Source organism: Paraburkholderia lebeckiae (genome assembly GCF_014201005.1).
Taxonomy (GTDB): Bacteria; Pseudomonadota; Gammaproteobacteria; order Burkholderiales; family Burkholderiaceae; genus Paraburkholderia; species Paraburkholderia tuberum.
In genome coordinates this window covers 167903-184284 of record NZ_JACHDK010000005.1, presented here as the reverse complement: position 1 = coordinate 184284, position 16382 = coordinate 167903, and the positions used below count along the sequence as shown (strand labels likewise).

Genomic DNA, 16382 nt, shown 5'->3' with positions numbered 1-16382 from the left:
CGGCAGCACCGTGGTTGATTTTCCGTTGAATCGTCTGGCCCGGCGGGCCGTCGCACCATGAACACCGATACCGTTCCGAGCGCGCCTCATCCCCATCGTTCCTTCGACGAAGCGATGGCGTTCGTGCGCGAACATGCGGGCGAGGTGCGGCTGTCGTCGGGCGAATCGCTCGCGGATCACGCGGCGGGCACCGCGTCGATCATGCGCAAGCTCAACGTCGATCCGCCGGCGGTGCTGGCCGCTGCGCTGTTTGCGCTGACACCGCATCTGCGCGATCCGGAGCGCGTGATCGCCGACAACTTCGGCGAAGAAGTCGCCCAACTGGTCGGCGACGTACGCAAGCTGCTGCGGCTCGGCACGGTCAGTTTGCGCGCGGCGCAAAACGCGATGCCCGAGGCCGGGCGTGACGCGCAGGCTGCGCGCCGCGTGCAGGTCGAGGCGCTGCGCAAAATGCTGCTCGCGTTCGCCCAGGACATTCGCGTCGTGCTGATCCGCCTCGCGTCGCGGCTGCAAACGCTGCGTTATTACGCGGCCGCGAAGCTCACGCCGTCGCCCGACGTCGCACGCGAAACGCTCGATATCTACGCGCCGCTCGCGAACCGCCTCGGTATCTGGCAATTGAAGTGGGAGCTCGAGGACCTCGCATTCCGTTTCGAGGAGCCGGACACCTACAAGCGCATCGCGAAACTGCTCGACGAGAAGCGCGTCGAGCGCGAGAGCTATGTCGCGCAGGCGATCGAACGCCTGCAGCAGGAGCTGGCCGCCGCGCATATCCGCGCGGAAGTGAGCGGTCGGCCGAAGCATATCTACAGCATCTGGCGCAAGATGCGCGGCAAGGAACTGGACTTCGCCGAGCTGTACGACGTGCGCGCGTTTCGCGTGATCGTGCCGGACATCAAGGACTGCTACACCGTGCTCGGCATCGTGCACAACCTGTGGCAGCCGGTGCCGAAGGAGTTCGACGATTACATCTCCCGGCCGAAGCCGAACGGCTACAAGTCGCTGCACACGGTCGTGATCGGTGACGACGGCCGCGCGTTCGAAGTGCAGATCCGGACGCGGGAAATGCATCGCTTCGCCGAATACGGGGTGGCCGCGCACTGGCGCTACAAGGAAGCGGGCGCGCGCGGCTATGGCGGCACGTTCACCGCGAGCGAGAAATACGACGAGAAGATCGCCTGGCTGCGGCAATTGCTCGCGTGGAAGGACGAGGTCTCCGAGGGCGAGCATGGCGAAGCGGGCTCGGCGCAGCCGTGGGAGCAGTTGCGCCGGGCCACGCTCGACGACGATCACATCTACGTGCTGACGCCGCAGGCGCGCGTGATTCCGTTGCCGCACGGCGCGACGCCGATCGACTTCGCGTATCACCTGCACAGCGAGCTGGGGCATCGTTGCCGCGGCGCGCGCGTCGACGGCGCGATGGTGCCGCTCAACACGCCGCTGCAGAACGGCCAGACGGTCGAGATCGTGGCGGTAAAGGAGGGCGGTCCGTCGCGCGACTGGCTTAATTCGCAGCTTGGCTATCTGCAAAGCCCGCGCGCGCGGCAGAAGGTGCGCGCGTGGTTCAACGCAGTGGAGTTACAGGAGCACATCGCGAACGGTCGCGCGATGGTTGAAAAAACCCTGCAGCGCGAAGGCAAGACCTCGGTCAATCTCGATCAGCTGGCCGCACGGCTCGGTTTCAAGACCACCGACGACCTGTTTTCCGTAGTCGGTAAGGAGGAGTTCAGCCTGCGGCTCGTCGAGCAGGCGCTGCAGGATGCGCCGCCGCCCGAGCCCGAAGTCGATGCACCGGAGAAATTCGAGAAACGCAGCAGCGGCGCGAGTGTCGCGCGCGGCGCGTCCACGGGCGTGCTGGTGGTCGGCGTCGATGCATTGCTCACCCAGCTCGCGCGCTGCTGCCGGCCCGCGCCGCCCGACGACATTTGCGGCTTTGTCACGCGCGGCAAGGGGATGTCGGTTCACCGCAGCGACTGCGCGACGTTCCGCCGCATGGCAGAGCGCACGCCGGAGCGCGTGTTGCAGACCGCATGGTCGGCGGACGTGATGAGCGGCCGCGGCCAGTCCGTCTACCCGGTTGACCTCAGCATCGAGGCGACGGACCGGCAAGGTCTGCTGCGCGATATCTCCGAAGTATTCGCGCGGGAAAAGATGAACGTGATCGGCGTAAAGACGCAATCGCGCGGCAATGCCGCGTTCATGCAATTTACCGTCGAGGTGTCGAGCTCCGCGCAGATTCAGCGCGCGTGCACGCTGCTGGGCGAGATCACGGGTGTGGTGCGGGCGACGCGCAAGAACTGAGGCGCGGGCAGTTGGAAAAAGACTCGCTAGTGGCGCGACGAATTAAAGTCGCTGCATAAAAGCACTTGCCAAGCTGCGCTATACTCCATATACTCTCGTTTCTTCAGGCTCGTAGCTCAGCTGGTTAGAGCACCACCTTGACATGGTGGGGGTCGTTGGTTCGAGTCCAATCGAGCCTACCAACGAAAATGAAATTCCGGCCTCGCCGGGGTTTCGCAAGCTGCAGTAAGCGCTTTGAGCGCAAAAAGGCGAATACGGTTATGACACCGCGAACGTTGACCGAAACCACTTCGGAGCGACGCTAGTCGAGGACCACTTTCGCCAGTGAAATTTGCATAAAATGTGAATGCGGCCCCTCGAAAGCGGGGCCGCATTTTTTTTATCTTTTTGACCCTGGTTGTATGTGCCGCCGCCGGTCGGCACCACGGAGAACGCAATGGTTTCGATACGTTTGCCTGACGGTTCTGTTCGACAGTACGAGCATCCGGTGACCGTCGCCGAAGTGGCCGCCTCGATCGGGCCGGGTCTCTCGAAAGCCGCGCTCGGCGGCAAGATCGACGGGGAGTTGGTCGATACGTCCGCGCTGATCGATCACGACGTGGCGCTCGCCATCGTCACGGAAAAGGACGCAGACGGTCTCGATATCATCCGCCACTCGACGGCGCACCTGCTCGCGTACGCGGTGAAGGATCTGTACCCGGAAGCGCAGGTCACGATCGGCCCAGTCATCGACAACGGCTTCTATTACGACTTCTCCTACAACCGTCCTTTCACGCCGGAAGATCTCGAAAAGATCGAAAAGCGCATGCAAGAACTCTCGAAGAGGGACGAGCCGGTGTCGCGTCGCGTGGTGTCCCGCGACGAAGCGGTCGAGTACTTCAAGAGCATCGGTGAAAAGTACAAGGCCGAGATCATCGAATCGATCCCCGCTAGCGACGAAATCAAACTGTACTCGCATGGCGGCTTCACGGACCTGTGCCGCGGCCCGCACGTGCCGTCCACCGGCAAGCTGAAGGTCTTCAAGCTGATGAAAGTCGCGGGCGCGTACTGGCGTGGCGACTCGAAGAACGAGCAACTGCAGCGCATTTACGGCACGGCCTGGACGAAGAAGGAAGACCAGGAAGCGTATCTCCACATGCTCGAAGAAGCCGAGAAGCGCGACCATCGCAAGCTTGGTAAGCAGCTCGACCTGTTCCACATGCAGGACGAGTCGCCGGGCATGGTGTTCTGGCATCCGCGCGGCTGGACGCTGTGGCAGCAAGTCGAGCAGTACATGCGCCGTCGCGTGAACGACGCCGGCTACCTGGAAATCAAGACGCCGTTGATCATGGACCGCTCGCTGTGGGAAGCGTCGGGCCACTGGCAGAACTATCGTGAAAACATGTTCACGACGGAATCGGAAAAGCGCGACTACGCGATCAAGCCGATGAACTGCCCCGGTCACGTGCAGGTGTTCAATCACGGTCTGCGCTCGTATCGCGATCTGCCGCTGCGTTACGCGGAGTTCGGTTCGTGCCATCGCAACGAATCGTCGGGCGCGCTGCATGGACTGATGCGCGTGCGCGGCTTCGTGCAGGACGACGCGCATATTTTCTGTACAGAAGATCAGTTCATCAGTGAATCGATCGCGTTCAACACGCTGGCCATGAGCGTCTACCGCGACTTCGGCTTCGATAACGTCGAGATCAAGCTGTCGCTGCGCCCGGATGCGCGCGCTGGCACCGACGAAACTTGGGAACGCGCGGAGCAGGGACTGCGCGAGGCGCTGACGGCCTGCGGCGTCACGTGGGAAGAGTTGCCCGGCGAGGGTGCATTCTACGGCCCGAAGGTCGAGTATCACATCAAGGACGCGCTCGGCCGCTCGTGGCAGTGCGGTACGCTGCAGCTCGACATGGTGTTGCCGGAACGGCTGGGTGCCGAATACGTCGCCGAAGACAACAGTCGCCGTCGCCCGATCATGCTGCACCGGGCGATCGTCGGATCGATGGAGCGTTTCCTCGGGATTCTGATCGAGCACCATGCTGGTGCAATGCCCGCTTGGCTCGCGCCGATGCAGGTCGTTGTGATGAATATTGCGGAAAGTCAGGCCGAATACGTACACGCGCTAGCCCAATCGTTGCAAAAACAAGGGGTTAGAGTCGAGGCCGATTTGCGCAACGAGAAGATTAGCTATAAAATACGCGAGCACACGCTGGAAAAGGTCCCGTACCTGTTGGTGGTCGGCGACAAGGAGCGTGAAGCGCAAACGGTAGCCGTGCGTGCCCGTGGTGGTGTCGATATGGGTGTAATGCCTGTTGACGCCTTCATTGAGCGTCTGCGCCAGGACGTGCAGTCGTTCAACTGAGCCACTTGGTACCCGGCTCGTTTTTTTTAATTTTTAGAGGAAACGTAACATCGCTACTGATAAGTCTGCGCACCGCATCAACGGTGAAATTACAGCACCCGAGGTGCGACTGGTCGGCGTCGAGAACGAACCGCTCGGCATCGTGAAACTTGCTGATGCGTTCCGCATGTCGGAACAGCAGGACGTAGATCTGGTCGAAATCGCTCCGCAAGCGGTTCCGCCAGTTTGCCGCTTGATGGACTACGGCAAGTTCAAGTACCAGGAAGCGAAGAAGCAACACGAGGCTAAGCTCAAGCAGAAGGTCATCCAGGTCAAGGAAGTCAAATTCCGCCCGGGTACCGACGACGGTGATTACAACGTCAAGCTGCGCAACCTCGTCCGCTTCCTCGAAGACGGCGACAAGACGAAAATCACGCTGCGTTTCCGTGGCCGCGAAATGGCTCACCAGGAAATCGGCATGCGCATGCTCGAACGCCTGCGCACCGACCTCGACGAAGTGGGTCAGGTCGAGCAGATGCCGAAAATGGAAGGGCGCCAGATGATCATGGTGCTCGCTCCGAAGAAAAAGAAATAAGCGCGAAGCAGTTGGCCGGAGCGGCAGCGTGCCATGTGGCGCGCGCTCTGGTGGCGCAAGGTTGTTTGATGCTGTGCTGGGTGTCCGGCCTGGTGTCGGAAGGTTTCGGAACGTCGCGCATGCAAGTGCGCAGTGGTTCCCGAAAAGCGGCCGCTGGCGGTTTCGGCGGTCTGCATACCAAGTGGAATGGGTTTCGAAGGGCGGGAAATGGCCATCTGGCCGATCGCACACCCATGTCCATCTAATAATGGAGTTGTCATGCCGAAGATGAAGACCAAGAAGAGCGCTGCAAAGCGCTTCGTGGTGCGTCCGGGCGGGACCGTCAAGCGCGGTCAGGCCTTCAAGCGTCACATTCTTACCAAGAAGACCACCAAGAACAAACGCCATCTGCGCGGCTCCACGGCAGTTCATGATTCCGATCTGAACTCCGTTCGCGCAATGCTGCCGTTCGCTTAACCCTTAACCGACACTCATAGGAGCGAAACATGCCTCGAGTAAAACGTGGGGTTACCGCACGGGCCCGTCACAAGAAGATCATCAAGCTAGCCAAGGGTTACCGCGGCCGTCGCAATAACGTCTATCGCATCGCCAAGCAGGCGGTCATGCGCGCAGGCCAGTATGCCTACCGCGATCGCCGCAATAAGAAGCGTGTGTTCCGCGCATTGTGGATCACGCGTATCAACGCGGCGGTGCGTCAGCACGACATGACGTACAGCGTGTTCATCAACGGCCTGAAGAAGGCGTCGATCGAACTGGACCGCAAGGTGCTGGCCGACATGGCTGTGTTCGACAAGGCTGCTTTTGCTGCGATCGTTCAGCAGGTGAAAGCCGCCGTTGCAGCCTGATTGCGCTTCTGGCAATTAAAACTGCGTGGTTCGTTGCAGCGAACATCCGGTAGTCTCGGTGACGCTGCAACAAAAACGGGGCTCCTCACCGAGCCCCGTTTTTGTTGGTAGAACCAGTTTTGTTTCGATAGAACACTGACGTTGAAATGATGGGATCAATGGATCTGGACCAGATTGTCGCCGACGCGCAAAAAGCCTTCGCAGAAGCCCCCGACGTCACCACCCTCGAGAACGAGAAAGCGCGCTTTCTCGGTAAGGCGGGTGCGCTGACCGAACTGTTGAAGGGCCTTGGCAAACTCGATCCCGAAGCGCGCAAGACCGAAGGCGCACGGATCAACCTCGTCAAGCAACAGGTTGAAGCCGCGCTGACGGCACGTCGTCAGGCGCTCGCCGACGCACTTCTGAACCAGCGTCTCGCTGCTGAAGCGATTGACGTCACGCTGCCGGGCCGCGGCGCCAATGCAGGTAGCCTGCACCCGGTGATGCGCACCTGGGAGCGCGTCGAACAGATTTTTCGTACGATCGGATTCGACGTGGCCGACGGCCCCGAGATCGAAACCGACTGGTACAACTTCACCTCGCTGAACAGCCCGGAAAACCATCCGGCGCGTTCGATGCAGGACACCTTCTACGTCGACGGCAAGGATGCCGACGGCCGCCCGCTGCTGCTGCGCACGCATACGAGCCCGATGCAGGTGCGCTACGCGCGCACCAACACGCCGCCGATCAAGGTGATCGTGCCGGGCCGCACGTATCGCGTGGATAGCGACGCGACGCATTCGCCGATGTTCAACCAGGTCGAAGGCCTGTGGATTGACGAGAACATCAGCTTTGCGGACCTGAAGGGTGTCTATACAGACTTTCTGAAGAAGTTCTTCGAGCGCGACGATATTCTCGTGCGCTTCCGTCCGTCGTATTTCCCGTTCACCGAACCGTCGGCCGAGATCGACATGCAGTTCGAAACGGGCAAGAACGCGGGCAAGTGGCTCGAAATTTCGGGCTCCGGCCAGGTGCATCCGACCGTGATCCGCAACATGGGTCTCGACCCGGAGCGCTACATCGGCTTCGCTTTCGGCAGCGGCCTCGAGCGTCTCACGATGCTGCGTTACGGCGTGCAGGACCTGCGCCTGTTCTTCGAAAACGACCTGCGTTTCCTGCGTCAATTCGCGTGACCCGGCGCGCGCGAGCGCGACGAAGCATAAATCGCGGCAGCGCATCTGGTGCGCGCCGCGAGCGTCCCCGGCAGAGCTCGCTGAACCGGCGCAAGACCACCGGGCTTTACGAAGCATCTGCCGGACGTGGACCTAACCTGATCACAACGTACACAGAACCATGCAATTTCCGGAATCCTGGCTCAGAACTTTTGTCGATCCGCAACTGACCACGGACGAGTTGTCGCACGCGTTGACGATGGCGGGTCTCGAAGTCGAAGACCTGCGGCCGGCCGCACCGCCGACCTCGAAGATCGTCGTCGGCCAGGTGCTGGAAGTCGTCAAGCACCCGGATGCGGACAAGCTCAACGTGTGTCAGGTCGACGCTGGCACCGGCGCGACGCTGAACATCGTGTGCGGCGCGCCGAATGTTGCGCCCGGCATCAAGGTGCCGGTGGCGCTGGTCGGCGCGCAACTGCCGCCGGCCGAAGAGGGTGGCGCACCGTTCGCGATCAAGCTGTCGAAGCTGCGCGGCGTGGAAAGCCAGGGCATGCTGTGCTCGGCGCGCGAGCTGAAGCTCTCCGAAGACCACAGCGGTCTGATGATCCTGCCGGAAGAAACGCCGATCGGCCAGGACATCCGCGAGACACTCAATCTCGACGACACCGTTTTTGAAATCAAGCTGACGCCGAACAAGGCCGACTGTCTGTCGGTATTCGGCGTCGCGCGAGAAACGTCGGCGATTACCGGAGCGCCGCTGCGTCCGCTCGAAATCACGCCGGCTCCGGTCACACTCAACGAAACGCTGCCCGTGAAAATCTCGGCGCCCGATCTGTGCGGCCGTTTCTCGGGCCGCGTGATCCGCGGCGTCAATGCGCGCGCGAAGTCGCCGCAATGGATGGTCGAGCGTCTCGAGCGCTCCGGCCAGCGCAGCATTTCCGCGCTCGTCGACATCTCGAACTATGTGATGCTCGAGCTGGGGCGTCCGTCGCACGTGTTCGATCTCGACAAGATCCACGGCGGCATGGACGTACGCTGGGGCCGTAAGGGCGAAACGCTGAAGCTGTTGAACGGAAACACGGTCGAGCTCGACGAAACGGTCGGCGTGATCGCCGACGAGCAGCATATCGAAAGCCTCGCGGGCATCATGGGCGGCGACAGCACCGCGGTCACGCTCGACACCACCAACATCTATCTCGAGGCCGCGTTCTGGTGGCCCGACAGCATTCGTGGTCGCTCGCGCAAGTACAACTTCTCGACCGATGCAGGCCATCGCTTCGAGCGCGGCGTCGACTACGCGACGACCGTCGATCATATCGAGCGCATCACGCAGCTGATCCTCGACATCTGCGGCGGCGAAGCGGGTCCGGTTGACGATCAGATCGTCAACGTGCCGAAGCGCGCGCCCGTGAAGATGCGCGTTTCGCGCGCGAACCGCATCATCGGCGTCGCGATCGGTGTCGATGAAATCGCGCAGATCTTCACGCGCCTTGGCCTCTCGTTCGAGCGTGACGGCGATACGTTCTCGGTGATGCCGCCGTCGTACCGCTTCGATATCGAAATCGAAGAGGACCTGATCGAAGAAGTCGCGCGTATCCACGGCTTCGAAAAGATTCCGGCGCGCCCGCCGGTCGCGACCAGCGAAATGCGCGCGACCAACGAAACGCAACGCTCCATCCACGCGATCCGTCATGCGCTCGCCGCGCGCGACTACGGGGAAACGGTGAACTTCAGCTTCGTCGACGCGGAGTGGGAGCAGGACTTCGCAGGCAACAGCAACCCCGTGCGTCTGATCAACCCGATCGCGAGCCAGCTGTCGGTGATGCGCACGACGCTGTTCGGCAGTCTGATTCATGTGTTGCGCACGAATCTGAACCGTCGCGCGGCGGACCGCGTGCGCGTGTTTGAAGCAGGTCGGGTGTTCCTGCACGATCCGTCGATCAAGGCCGGCGAGTTGACCGTCGAAGGTTTCGCGCAGCCGAAGATGATCGGCGCGCTCGCCTATGGGCCCGCGCTCGACGAGCAGTGGGGCGCACCGACGCGTGCCGTCGACTTCTTCGACGTGAAAGGTGACCTCGAAGCGCTGGTCGCACCGGCGATCGCGCGGTTCGTACAGGCCGAGCATCCGGCGCTGCATCCGGGACGCAGCGCGACTATCGAATTGAATGGTCGCGCAGTGGGCTGGATTGGCGAATTGCATCCGCGCTGGATGCAAAAATATGATTTGCCGCATGCGCCGATTCTGTTTGAAATCGAAGCGGAAGCATTAATGCAACGGGTATTGCCGATTCCGTCGGAAGTTTCAAAATTCCCGCCGGTACGACGTGATATTGCGGTGGTCGTCGATCAGAAAATCGAGGTTCAGGCGCTGCTCGACGAGCTTCAGAAGGCCCAGTCCGAACCGGCCTGCAAGGCTGTCCAGAAGGTTGCACTTTTCGACGAATTTCGTCCAAAATCAAACACTTCCGGTGGTCTGGCCGCGCACGAGAAAAGCCTTGCGTTCCGGGTGACCTTGCAAGATACTGGCGGAACCCTTCAGGATGAAACGGTCGATCTGGCTATTCAAACTCTGGTGGAACGTCTAGCTCGAGTATATGGCGCACGGTTGCGCGGATAACCCGCATTCAACAATTGCACGGCTGTTTCCGCATCCATTGTTTTACGCTTGGCGCGCCATTTGATAGATATGAATGAAATGAACTCGAGTGATTTCGAAGCCCTTCTTACGGCGCAACGCAGCGCCATGATTCGAGATATTCCGACATCATCCGCCGTCGTTTCCAATGAAACGCCGACACTCACCAAGGCGGAACTTGCCGAGTTGCTGTTCGACAATGTCGGGCTCAACAAGCGGGAAGCGAAGGACATGGTCGAGGCGTTCTTCGAGGTGATCCGCGATGCGCTCGAGAGCGGCGACAGCGTGAAGCTGTCGGGCTTCGGCAACTTCCAGTTGCGCGACAAGCCGCAGCGTCCCGGCAGAAATCCGAAGACGGGCGAGGCGATTCCGATTGCGGCACGTCGCGTGGTGACGTTTCATGCAAGTCAAAAGCTGAAGGCGCTCGTCGAAAACGGCGCCGAAGCGAGCTTCGCGCGCTGATTGACTGGCGCGCTTTCGGGCAACCCATCACGGCTAACTGACGATGACAGCGACGATCGAAAAAGTCGTCTTGCCTCCGATTCCGGCGAAGCGGTACTTCACGATTGGTGAGGTCAGCGAACTTTGCGGTGTAAAGCCTCACGTGCTGCGTTACTGGGAGCAGGAGTTTACCCAGTTGAGGCCGGTCAAGCGGCGCGGCAATCGTCGGTATTATCAGCATCACGAGGTGCTGCTGATCCGGCGGATTCGAGAGTTGCTGTACGAGCAGGGTTTTACGATCAACGGGGCGCGCAACCGGCTCGATTCGCATGGCGGCGGTGGGCCGGATGCGGTGGTCGAAGAGGGTGAGGCTGCCGCCGGAGTCGCGGGTCAGGTGCAGGCATCGGCGGCAACGGTTGCGCTCGATGTCGAGAAGTTGCGCAAGGAACTGCAAATCGTAATCGATCTGCTGGGCCACTAATTCATGGACTTGTTCGCTTTGTTCGGGTCGGACGGTTCTAATCGAATGAAGTGTCTGTTATAATTTTTTTCTGTTCGGGGCGTAGCGCAGCCTGGTAGCGTACCTGCATGGGGTGCAGGTGGTCGGAGGTTCAAATCCTCTCGCCCCGACCAAAGAAATCAAGGACTTACGGTGAAAGCCGTAAGTCCTTTTTTCTTGCCCGTCGCGCGGGGCAGCGTTTCCAACCGTCAACGCTTCGCCCACGCTCATCGGCATCCCGAAGCCTCGATTGCTTTGCTCATGCGCTCGGTTTCGGCTGTCTTGCACATCGCGACCGCCGTGGGCAGCATCGACCCGCCGCCCCATTCTCGCGAAGCCGATTTTTTGCAGTTGGCGTCACGGCGCGTTTTCCACGCGGTGAGCCTCTTCTCGATCGCCGCTTTGCAACTCGCCGACACCGCGGCCTTGCCCTCCCTTGACGACCTGCTCCAGCTTCTGCTCCGCGACGATCTGATCGAGCCACGCGCAATCGTGAGGATGTACATAGACGTTGCGTGCCATCTCGATTGCGACTTCATCGTTTTGCCCACGATTTGCTACCGCTAATGCCTGTCGGGCGCCGGTTGCGCCTGTGCTATAGGTATAGCTCACGAGAGCGTCGAACCGCTGCTGCGTTAGCTCATGATCCGTAACTCAGCTTTTGATACGGCACCTTCCGCGGCACGAACCCTTGTTGCGAGTTAAGCGTTGACCTCTGCCAAGGTCACCGGTCGCCGCATTTCGTCATTGGTGCATCGGCCAAAATGCGCAAGCGCGCCTATCCCGGAGGTGCAATTGTTCGCTACGTCGTTGTCGTAGCGAAGGACAGCGCCCTCGCGCATCCGCAATGCAGTCCATCCGGCATCGCTCAACTTTTTTGATTCGCTTGGCACGTTCAGCTCCTCAAGAACAGGCGAGTGCAATCTAGCGGACTTGTCACCGGCACGCGTTCGCATTCGCAAGCGCACACGAATCACCGCCCTTGAGCCCCCAACGCCACAAACCGCTCCAGATGATGATCCTCATCCCCAAGCTGATGATCGATCATCACGAGCCGCTTCGCGTAATGCGCGAGCGGCAGTTCCCACGTCATACCGATCCCGCCGTGCAACTGGATGCATTCCTCCGCGACTCGCGTGCCGATCCGGCCGATGCTGTACTTCGCCGCCGACACCGCGCGCTCGCGCGCGTTTCGTTCACCGTCGAGCGCCGCCGCCGCGTTGATCACCGCCGAGCGCGCCTGCTCGATTTCGAGCAGCAAATCGGCCATGCGATGCTGCAACGCCTGGAAGCTGCCGATCGGCACGCCGAACTGCTTGCGCGTGCGCAGATAGTCGAGCGTGTAGTCTTTCGCGACGTCCATTGCGCCGACCGCTTCCGCGCACAGCGCGAGCACGCCGCAACTCACCGCATATTCGAGCGTCGCAAAGCCCTGATCCACTGAGCCGAGCACGGTGTCGTCGCCGAGCGTGACGTCGTCGAACGTCACTTCGGCCGCGCGTCCTCCGTCGATCTTGCGGTAGCCGCGCACGCTCACACCTGTCGCGTCCCTCGGCACCAGAAACAGCGTGATGCCGGCTTCGGCATCGTCCTCGCCGCTCGTGCGTGCCGAGACGAGGAACACCTGAGCATGCTCGCCATGCTGAACGACGGCCTTTGCGCCGTGCAACGTCCACACGCCGCCGTTGCCATTTACGCTGCGGCACGCGCGCGTCGTCGCGACCCGAGCGAGTTCGTAATGACTGTCCGGTTCGCCATGCGCGAGCGCAACGATCCGCGAGCCGTCGATCAACGAACCCAGCGCCGCATTCTGCAGGTCGCTGCCGCTGCGAGCGATCGCCCGGCCGACGATCAGCGTATCGAGAAACGGCTCGACGACGAGCCCGCGGCCGATACTCTCGAACACCACCGAAATATCGAACCCGCCGCCGCCAAAACCGCCGCTCGCTTCGTCGAACAGTGCGCCGATCACGCCAAGCTCCGCGAAGCGTACCCACAATTCGGTGCTGAAGCCTTGCTTCGAGCGTGCGATTTCATCGCGCGTCGCGAAGCCGTACTGCTCGCTGATAAACCGATTCAGCGTATCCGCCAGCATGCGGCGCTCTTCAGTGTGCTGGAAATTCATGACGTGCGCCTCTTACAGTCCGAGGATCATTTTGGAAATGATGTTCTTCTGGATTTCGTTCGAGCCGCCGAAGATCGACAGCTTGCGATTATTGAAGTACTGCGACGCGGCACTCGCGGCTTCGTCGGGGCCGACCGGCACGCCGTCGAAGCCTTCGTGCAGCGCTTCCTCGACGAATGGCTGCGCATAAGCGCCCATCGCACGCCGCGTCAGCGACGAGATCTCCTGACGGATCTCCGTGCCGCGAATCTTCAGCATCGAACTCTCGGCACCGGGCACGCCGCCGCCCGCCACGGCGGCGATCACCCGAAGATTGGTCGTCTTCATGTTCTCGAGATCGATCTCGACGCGCGCCATGCGCGCCGCGAACGCCGGATCCTCGGCGAGCGGCCGGCCATTGCGCAGCTGTGTCGCGGCGATCTTGCACAGACGGTTGAAGGCGGCGACGGAAAAGCCGACGCCGGCGATATTGGTGCGCTCGTACGTAAGCAGATATTTCGCGTAGGTCCAGCCCTTGTTTTCTTCGCCGACGAGATTTCCGACCGGCACGCGCACGTCGGTGAAGAACACTTCATTGACCTCGTGCTCGCCGTCGAGCGTGATGATCGGCCGGACTTCGACGCCCGGCGTATTCATGTCGATCAGCAGAAAGCTGATGCCTTCCTGTTTGCGCACGTCGGTCGCGGTGCGCACGAGGCAGAAGATCATGTTCGCGTAATGACCGAGTGTGGTCCACGTCTTCTGGCCATTGACGAGGTAGTGCTCGCCCTGCGCGTCCTTGCCTCGCAGTGCCGTCGTCTTGACCGACGCGAGATCGGAGCCCGCGCCCGGCTCCGAATAGCCCTGGCACCACCAGTCGGAACCATCGAGAATGCGCGGCAGCCAGTGACGCTTCTGCGCCTCGCTGCCGTACTTGATCAGCACCGGCCCGAGCATGTTGACGCCGAACGGCACGACGCGTGGCGCGCCGGCGAGTGCGCATTCGTTTTCGAAGATGAATTTCTGCACTGCGCTCCAGCCCGGGCCGCCGTACTCTTTCGGCCAGTGATTCGCGAGCCAGCCTTGCGCGTTCAGAATCGCGTGCCATCCGGCCATGTCGTCGCGCGTCAGACGTTGCCCACCGTGCACCTTGCCGGCGAGACGTCGCGCGAGCTTGTCGCGCAGAAACGCCAGCACGCTGGCGCGAAACGCTTCTTCATCGGAGGTGTAGTTCAGATCCATCGCAGTCGTTCCGTCAGTGTTCGTGGTGGTTCAGGCCGTCGTGTTCAGGCTCGCGAAATCCGCGCCGCGCTCGACCAGATCGACGAGCAGCGGCGACGGCCGCCAGAACAGCGGGTCTTCCTTCGCGAACTCGCGGATGTCGGCGAGAAGCATCGGCAGGCCGACGCTATCCGCGTATTTCATCGGACCGCCGCGGTAGCGCGGAAAGCCATAGCCGTACAGCAGGGTCACGTCGACGTCGAGCGGGCGCAGCGCGATACCTTCGTGGACGACGTTCGCGCCTTCGTTGATCATCGCGGCCAGATAGCGGCGCATGATCTGCTCGTCGGTGAAGCTGCGCGGCGTGATGCCCGCGCGCGCACGCTCGGCGTCGATGATCGTCTCGACTTCAGGATCGGACATGCCGCCGCGCGATCCTTCGGGGTACAGATAGAATCCGCGGCCGGTCTTCTGGCCGAACCAGCCGCGCTCGCACAGGCGGTCGGCGATCTGCACGTAGCGCGCGTTCGGGTCGCGCGTGGCCGCGCGGCGTTTGCGCGCCGCCCAGCCGATGTCGCCGCCCGCGAGGTCGACCACCTGAAACGGGCCCATCGGCAAGCCGAACGCGCGCACCGCCGCGTCGATCTGATACGGCGACGCACCGTCTTCCATCAGCGCGTCCGCGGCGGCGCGGTACACGGCAAGCAGGCGATTGCCGATGAAGCCGTCGCACACGCCGGCGCGCACCGGCGTCTTGCGCAGCTTCTTCGCGAACTCGAACGCGGTCGCGACGACGTCGGCGCTGACCTGCTTCGGCACCACGACTTCGAGCAGCTTCATGATGTTGGCGGGCGAGAAGAAGTGCAGGCCGATTACGTCGGCGGGGCGCGAGATGCTGGCTGCGATCGCGTCGATGTCCAGATACGACGTGTTGGTCGCGAGCACCGCACCGGACTTGCAGACGCGATCGAGCTCGGCGAATACGGCCTTTTTGACGTCGAGGTCCTCGAACACGGCTTCGATTACGAGGTCGGCGTGAGCAAGCGCATCGTACGACGTGCTGCCGCTCCAGCGCGCCATGGTCGCGGCTTTCTTCTCAGCGGTGAGGCGGCCCCTGGCGATCAGCCCGTCGTAGACCTTGTCGATGTGCGCGCGGCCACGCGCGAGCGCCGCTTCGTCGCGTTCGATCAGCACGACGGGCAGCCCCGCGTCGAGCACTGCGACCGCAATGCCCGCGCCCATCGTCCCGCCACCGATCACGCCGATCGCCTCGAGCGCGCGCGCTTTCGCGTGGCGCGTTTCGGGCGCCTTCAGCACTTCGCGCTCGGCGAAGAACGCGTGAACCAGGCCGGCGCGCTGCGGGCTGTCGAGGCATTGCAGGAACAGCTTGCGTTCGAGCATCAAGCCCTCCTCGAAGGGCTGTTCGATCGCGGCTTCGACGGCATCGACGATTTTCAGCGGCGAGAACAGGCCGCACGCTTTCTTCGCGGTTTCGTCACGCGCTTTCGCGGCGGCGGCGCGGCTCGCCGCGCGATCGTTCAATGCGGCGGCGTCGCGCGTGCGGCGTACCGGCGCGCGCGCGGCGAGCAGCTCGTGCGCGTAGGCGAGCCCTTCGGCGAGGATGTCGCCGCTGTCGCCGAGACGGTCGACGAGGCCGAGCGCGAGCGCCTCCTTCGCGCTCGCGTGACGGCCGCTCAGCATCAGATCGAGCGCCGCCGGCGCGCCGATCAGACGCGGCGTGCGTTGCGTGCCGCCCGCGCCAGGCAGCAGGCCCAGCTGCACTTCGGGCAGGCCGAGCTTCGCGCCGTCGACGGCGATCCGGTAATGCGCGGCGAGCGCCACTTCGAGCCCGCCGCCGAGCGCGGCGCCATGCAGCGCGGCAATCACGGGTTTCGTACATGCCTCGATGCTGTTGCACACGTCCGGCAGCGAAGGCGGCACCGGCGGCTTGCCGAACTCGCGAATATCGGCACCGGCGATGAAGTTGCGCCCCGCGCCGACGATCAGCACGGCTTCGACCGCGCGGTCGGCGTCGGCGGCTTCGATCGCGGCCAGCAGGCCGCGCCGCACGTCGGCGGATAGCGCGTTGACCGGCGCGTGGTCGATCGTGACGAGCAGGACCTTGCCGTGCAATTCGCGCGTGACGACGTCGGCTGAGGAAGAAAGGGTCATCGTAGGTGTCTCCGATTGAGGATGGCTAGGCGCGCCGGATCGTCCCATTCTGGAGTGGTCAACGTTCATTGACAATTACATCGTCGATTGACAGA

The 16382-nt window shown here is 62.3% G+C and carries 13 protein-coding genes and 2 tRNA genes; 11 read left to right on the top strand and 4 right to left on the bottom strand.

Annotated elements, in window-relative coordinates; genetic code table 11:
• The first annotated feature begins 57 nt into the window (after positions 1-57).
• From HDG39_RS12055 to HDG39_RS12005, 11 genes are all read left to right on the top strand, one after another.
• Positions 58-2301 (top strand): RelA/SpoT family protein, encoded by a 2244-nt coding sequence (locus HDG39_RS12055; RefSeq protein WP_184006173.1) that lies wholly within the window; start codon positions 58-60, stop codon positions 2299-2301.
• Between the two features lie 105 nt (positions 2302-2406).
• Positions 2407-2483: transfer RNA gene (locus HDG39_RS12050), tRNA-Val, on the top strand.
• A gap of 254 nt (positions 2484-2737) precedes the next feature.
• The gene (gene thrS, locus HDG39_RS12045) at positions 2738-4645 is read left to right on the top strand and encodes a threonine--tRNA ligase (RefSeq protein ID WP_184006172.1); all 1908 of its coding nucleotides are present in this window, start codon (positions 2738-2740) and stop codon (positions 4643-4645) included.
• 49 nt (positions 4646-4694) lie between these two features.
• Positions 4695-5219: a translation initiation factor IF-3 gene (infC, locus tag HDG39_RS12040; protein ID WP_075643713.1), complete on the top strand. Its 525-nt coding sequence runs from the start codon at positions 4695-4697 to the stop codon at positions 5217-5219.
• Positions 5220-5477: 258 nt separating this feature from the next.
• Entirely contained in the window at positions 5478-5675 is a 198-nt protein-coding gene (rpmI, locus tag HDG39_RS12035; RefSeq protein ID WP_006052501.1) for a 50S ribosomal protein L35, read from the top strand.
• A gap of 29 nt (positions 5676-5704) precedes the next feature.
• Positions 5705-6064 (top strand): 50S ribosomal protein L20, encoded by a 360-nt coding sequence (rplT, locus tag HDG39_RS12030; protein WP_006052502.1) that lies wholly within the window; start codon positions 5705-5707, stop codon positions 6062-6064.
• A 158-nt stretch (positions 6065-6222) separates the two neighbouring features.
• The gene (gene pheS, locus HDG39_RS12025) at positions 6223-7236 is read left to right on the top strand and encodes a phenylalanine--tRNA ligase subunit alpha (protein ID WP_184006171.1); all 1014 of its coding nucleotides are present in this window, start codon (positions 6223-6225) and stop codon (positions 7234-7236) included.
• Between the two features lie 160 nt (positions 7237-7396).
• Complete coding sequence (gene pheT / locus HDG39_RS12020) at positions 7397-9832, top strand: phenylalanine--tRNA ligase subunit beta (RefSeq protein WP_184006170.1); 2436 nt, start codon at positions 7397-7399, stop codon at positions 9830-9832.
• Between the two features lie 69 nt (positions 9833-9901).
• Entirely contained in the window at positions 9902-10312 is a 411-nt protein-coding gene (locus HDG39_RS12015) for an integration host factor subunit alpha (protein WP_026225933.1), read from the top strand.
• Between the two features lie 43 nt (positions 10313-10355).
• Positions 10356-10772: a MerR family transcriptional regulator gene (locus tag HDG39_RS12010; RefSeq protein ID WP_184006169.1), complete on the top strand. Its 417-nt coding sequence runs from the start codon at positions 10356-10358 to the stop codon at positions 10770-10772.
• 75 nt (positions 10773-10847) lie between these two features.
• Positions 10848-10924 (top strand) — tRNA-Pro (locus HDG39_RS12005).
• Positions 10925-11147: 223 nt separating this feature from the next.
• Here HDG39_RS12005 and HDG39_RS35830 read toward each other — a convergent pair.
• The 4 genes from HDG39_RS35830 to HDG39_RS11985 form a co-directional block, all read right to left on the bottom strand.
• Positions 11148-11402, bottom strand: coding sequence for a hypothetical protein (locus tag HDG39_RS35830; RefSeq protein WP_409259165.1), 255 nt, complete (start codon positions 11400-11402; stop codon positions 11148-11150).
• A 361-nt stretch (positions 11403-11763) separates the two neighbouring features.
• On the bottom strand, positions 11764-12915 hold the full coding sequence (locus HDG39_RS11995; protein WP_184006167.1) for an acyl-CoA dehydrogenase family protein: 1152 nt from the start codon (positions 12913-12915) through the stop codon (positions 11764-11766).
• Between the two features lie 12 nt (positions 12916-12927).
• Positions 12928-14136: an acyl-CoA dehydrogenase family protein gene (locus HDG39_RS11990; RefSeq protein WP_184006166.1), complete on the bottom strand. Its 1209-nt coding sequence runs from the start codon at positions 14134-14136 to the stop codon at positions 12928-12930.
• Positions 14137-14166: 30 nt separating this feature from the next.
• Positions 14167-16287, bottom strand: a complete 2121-nt coding sequence (locus HDG39_RS11985; RefSeq protein WP_184006165.1) for a 3-hydroxyacyl-CoA dehydrogenase NAD-binding domain-containing protein — start codon at positions 16285-16287, stop codon at positions 14167-14169.
• Positions 16288-16382: the final 95 nt, after the last annotated feature.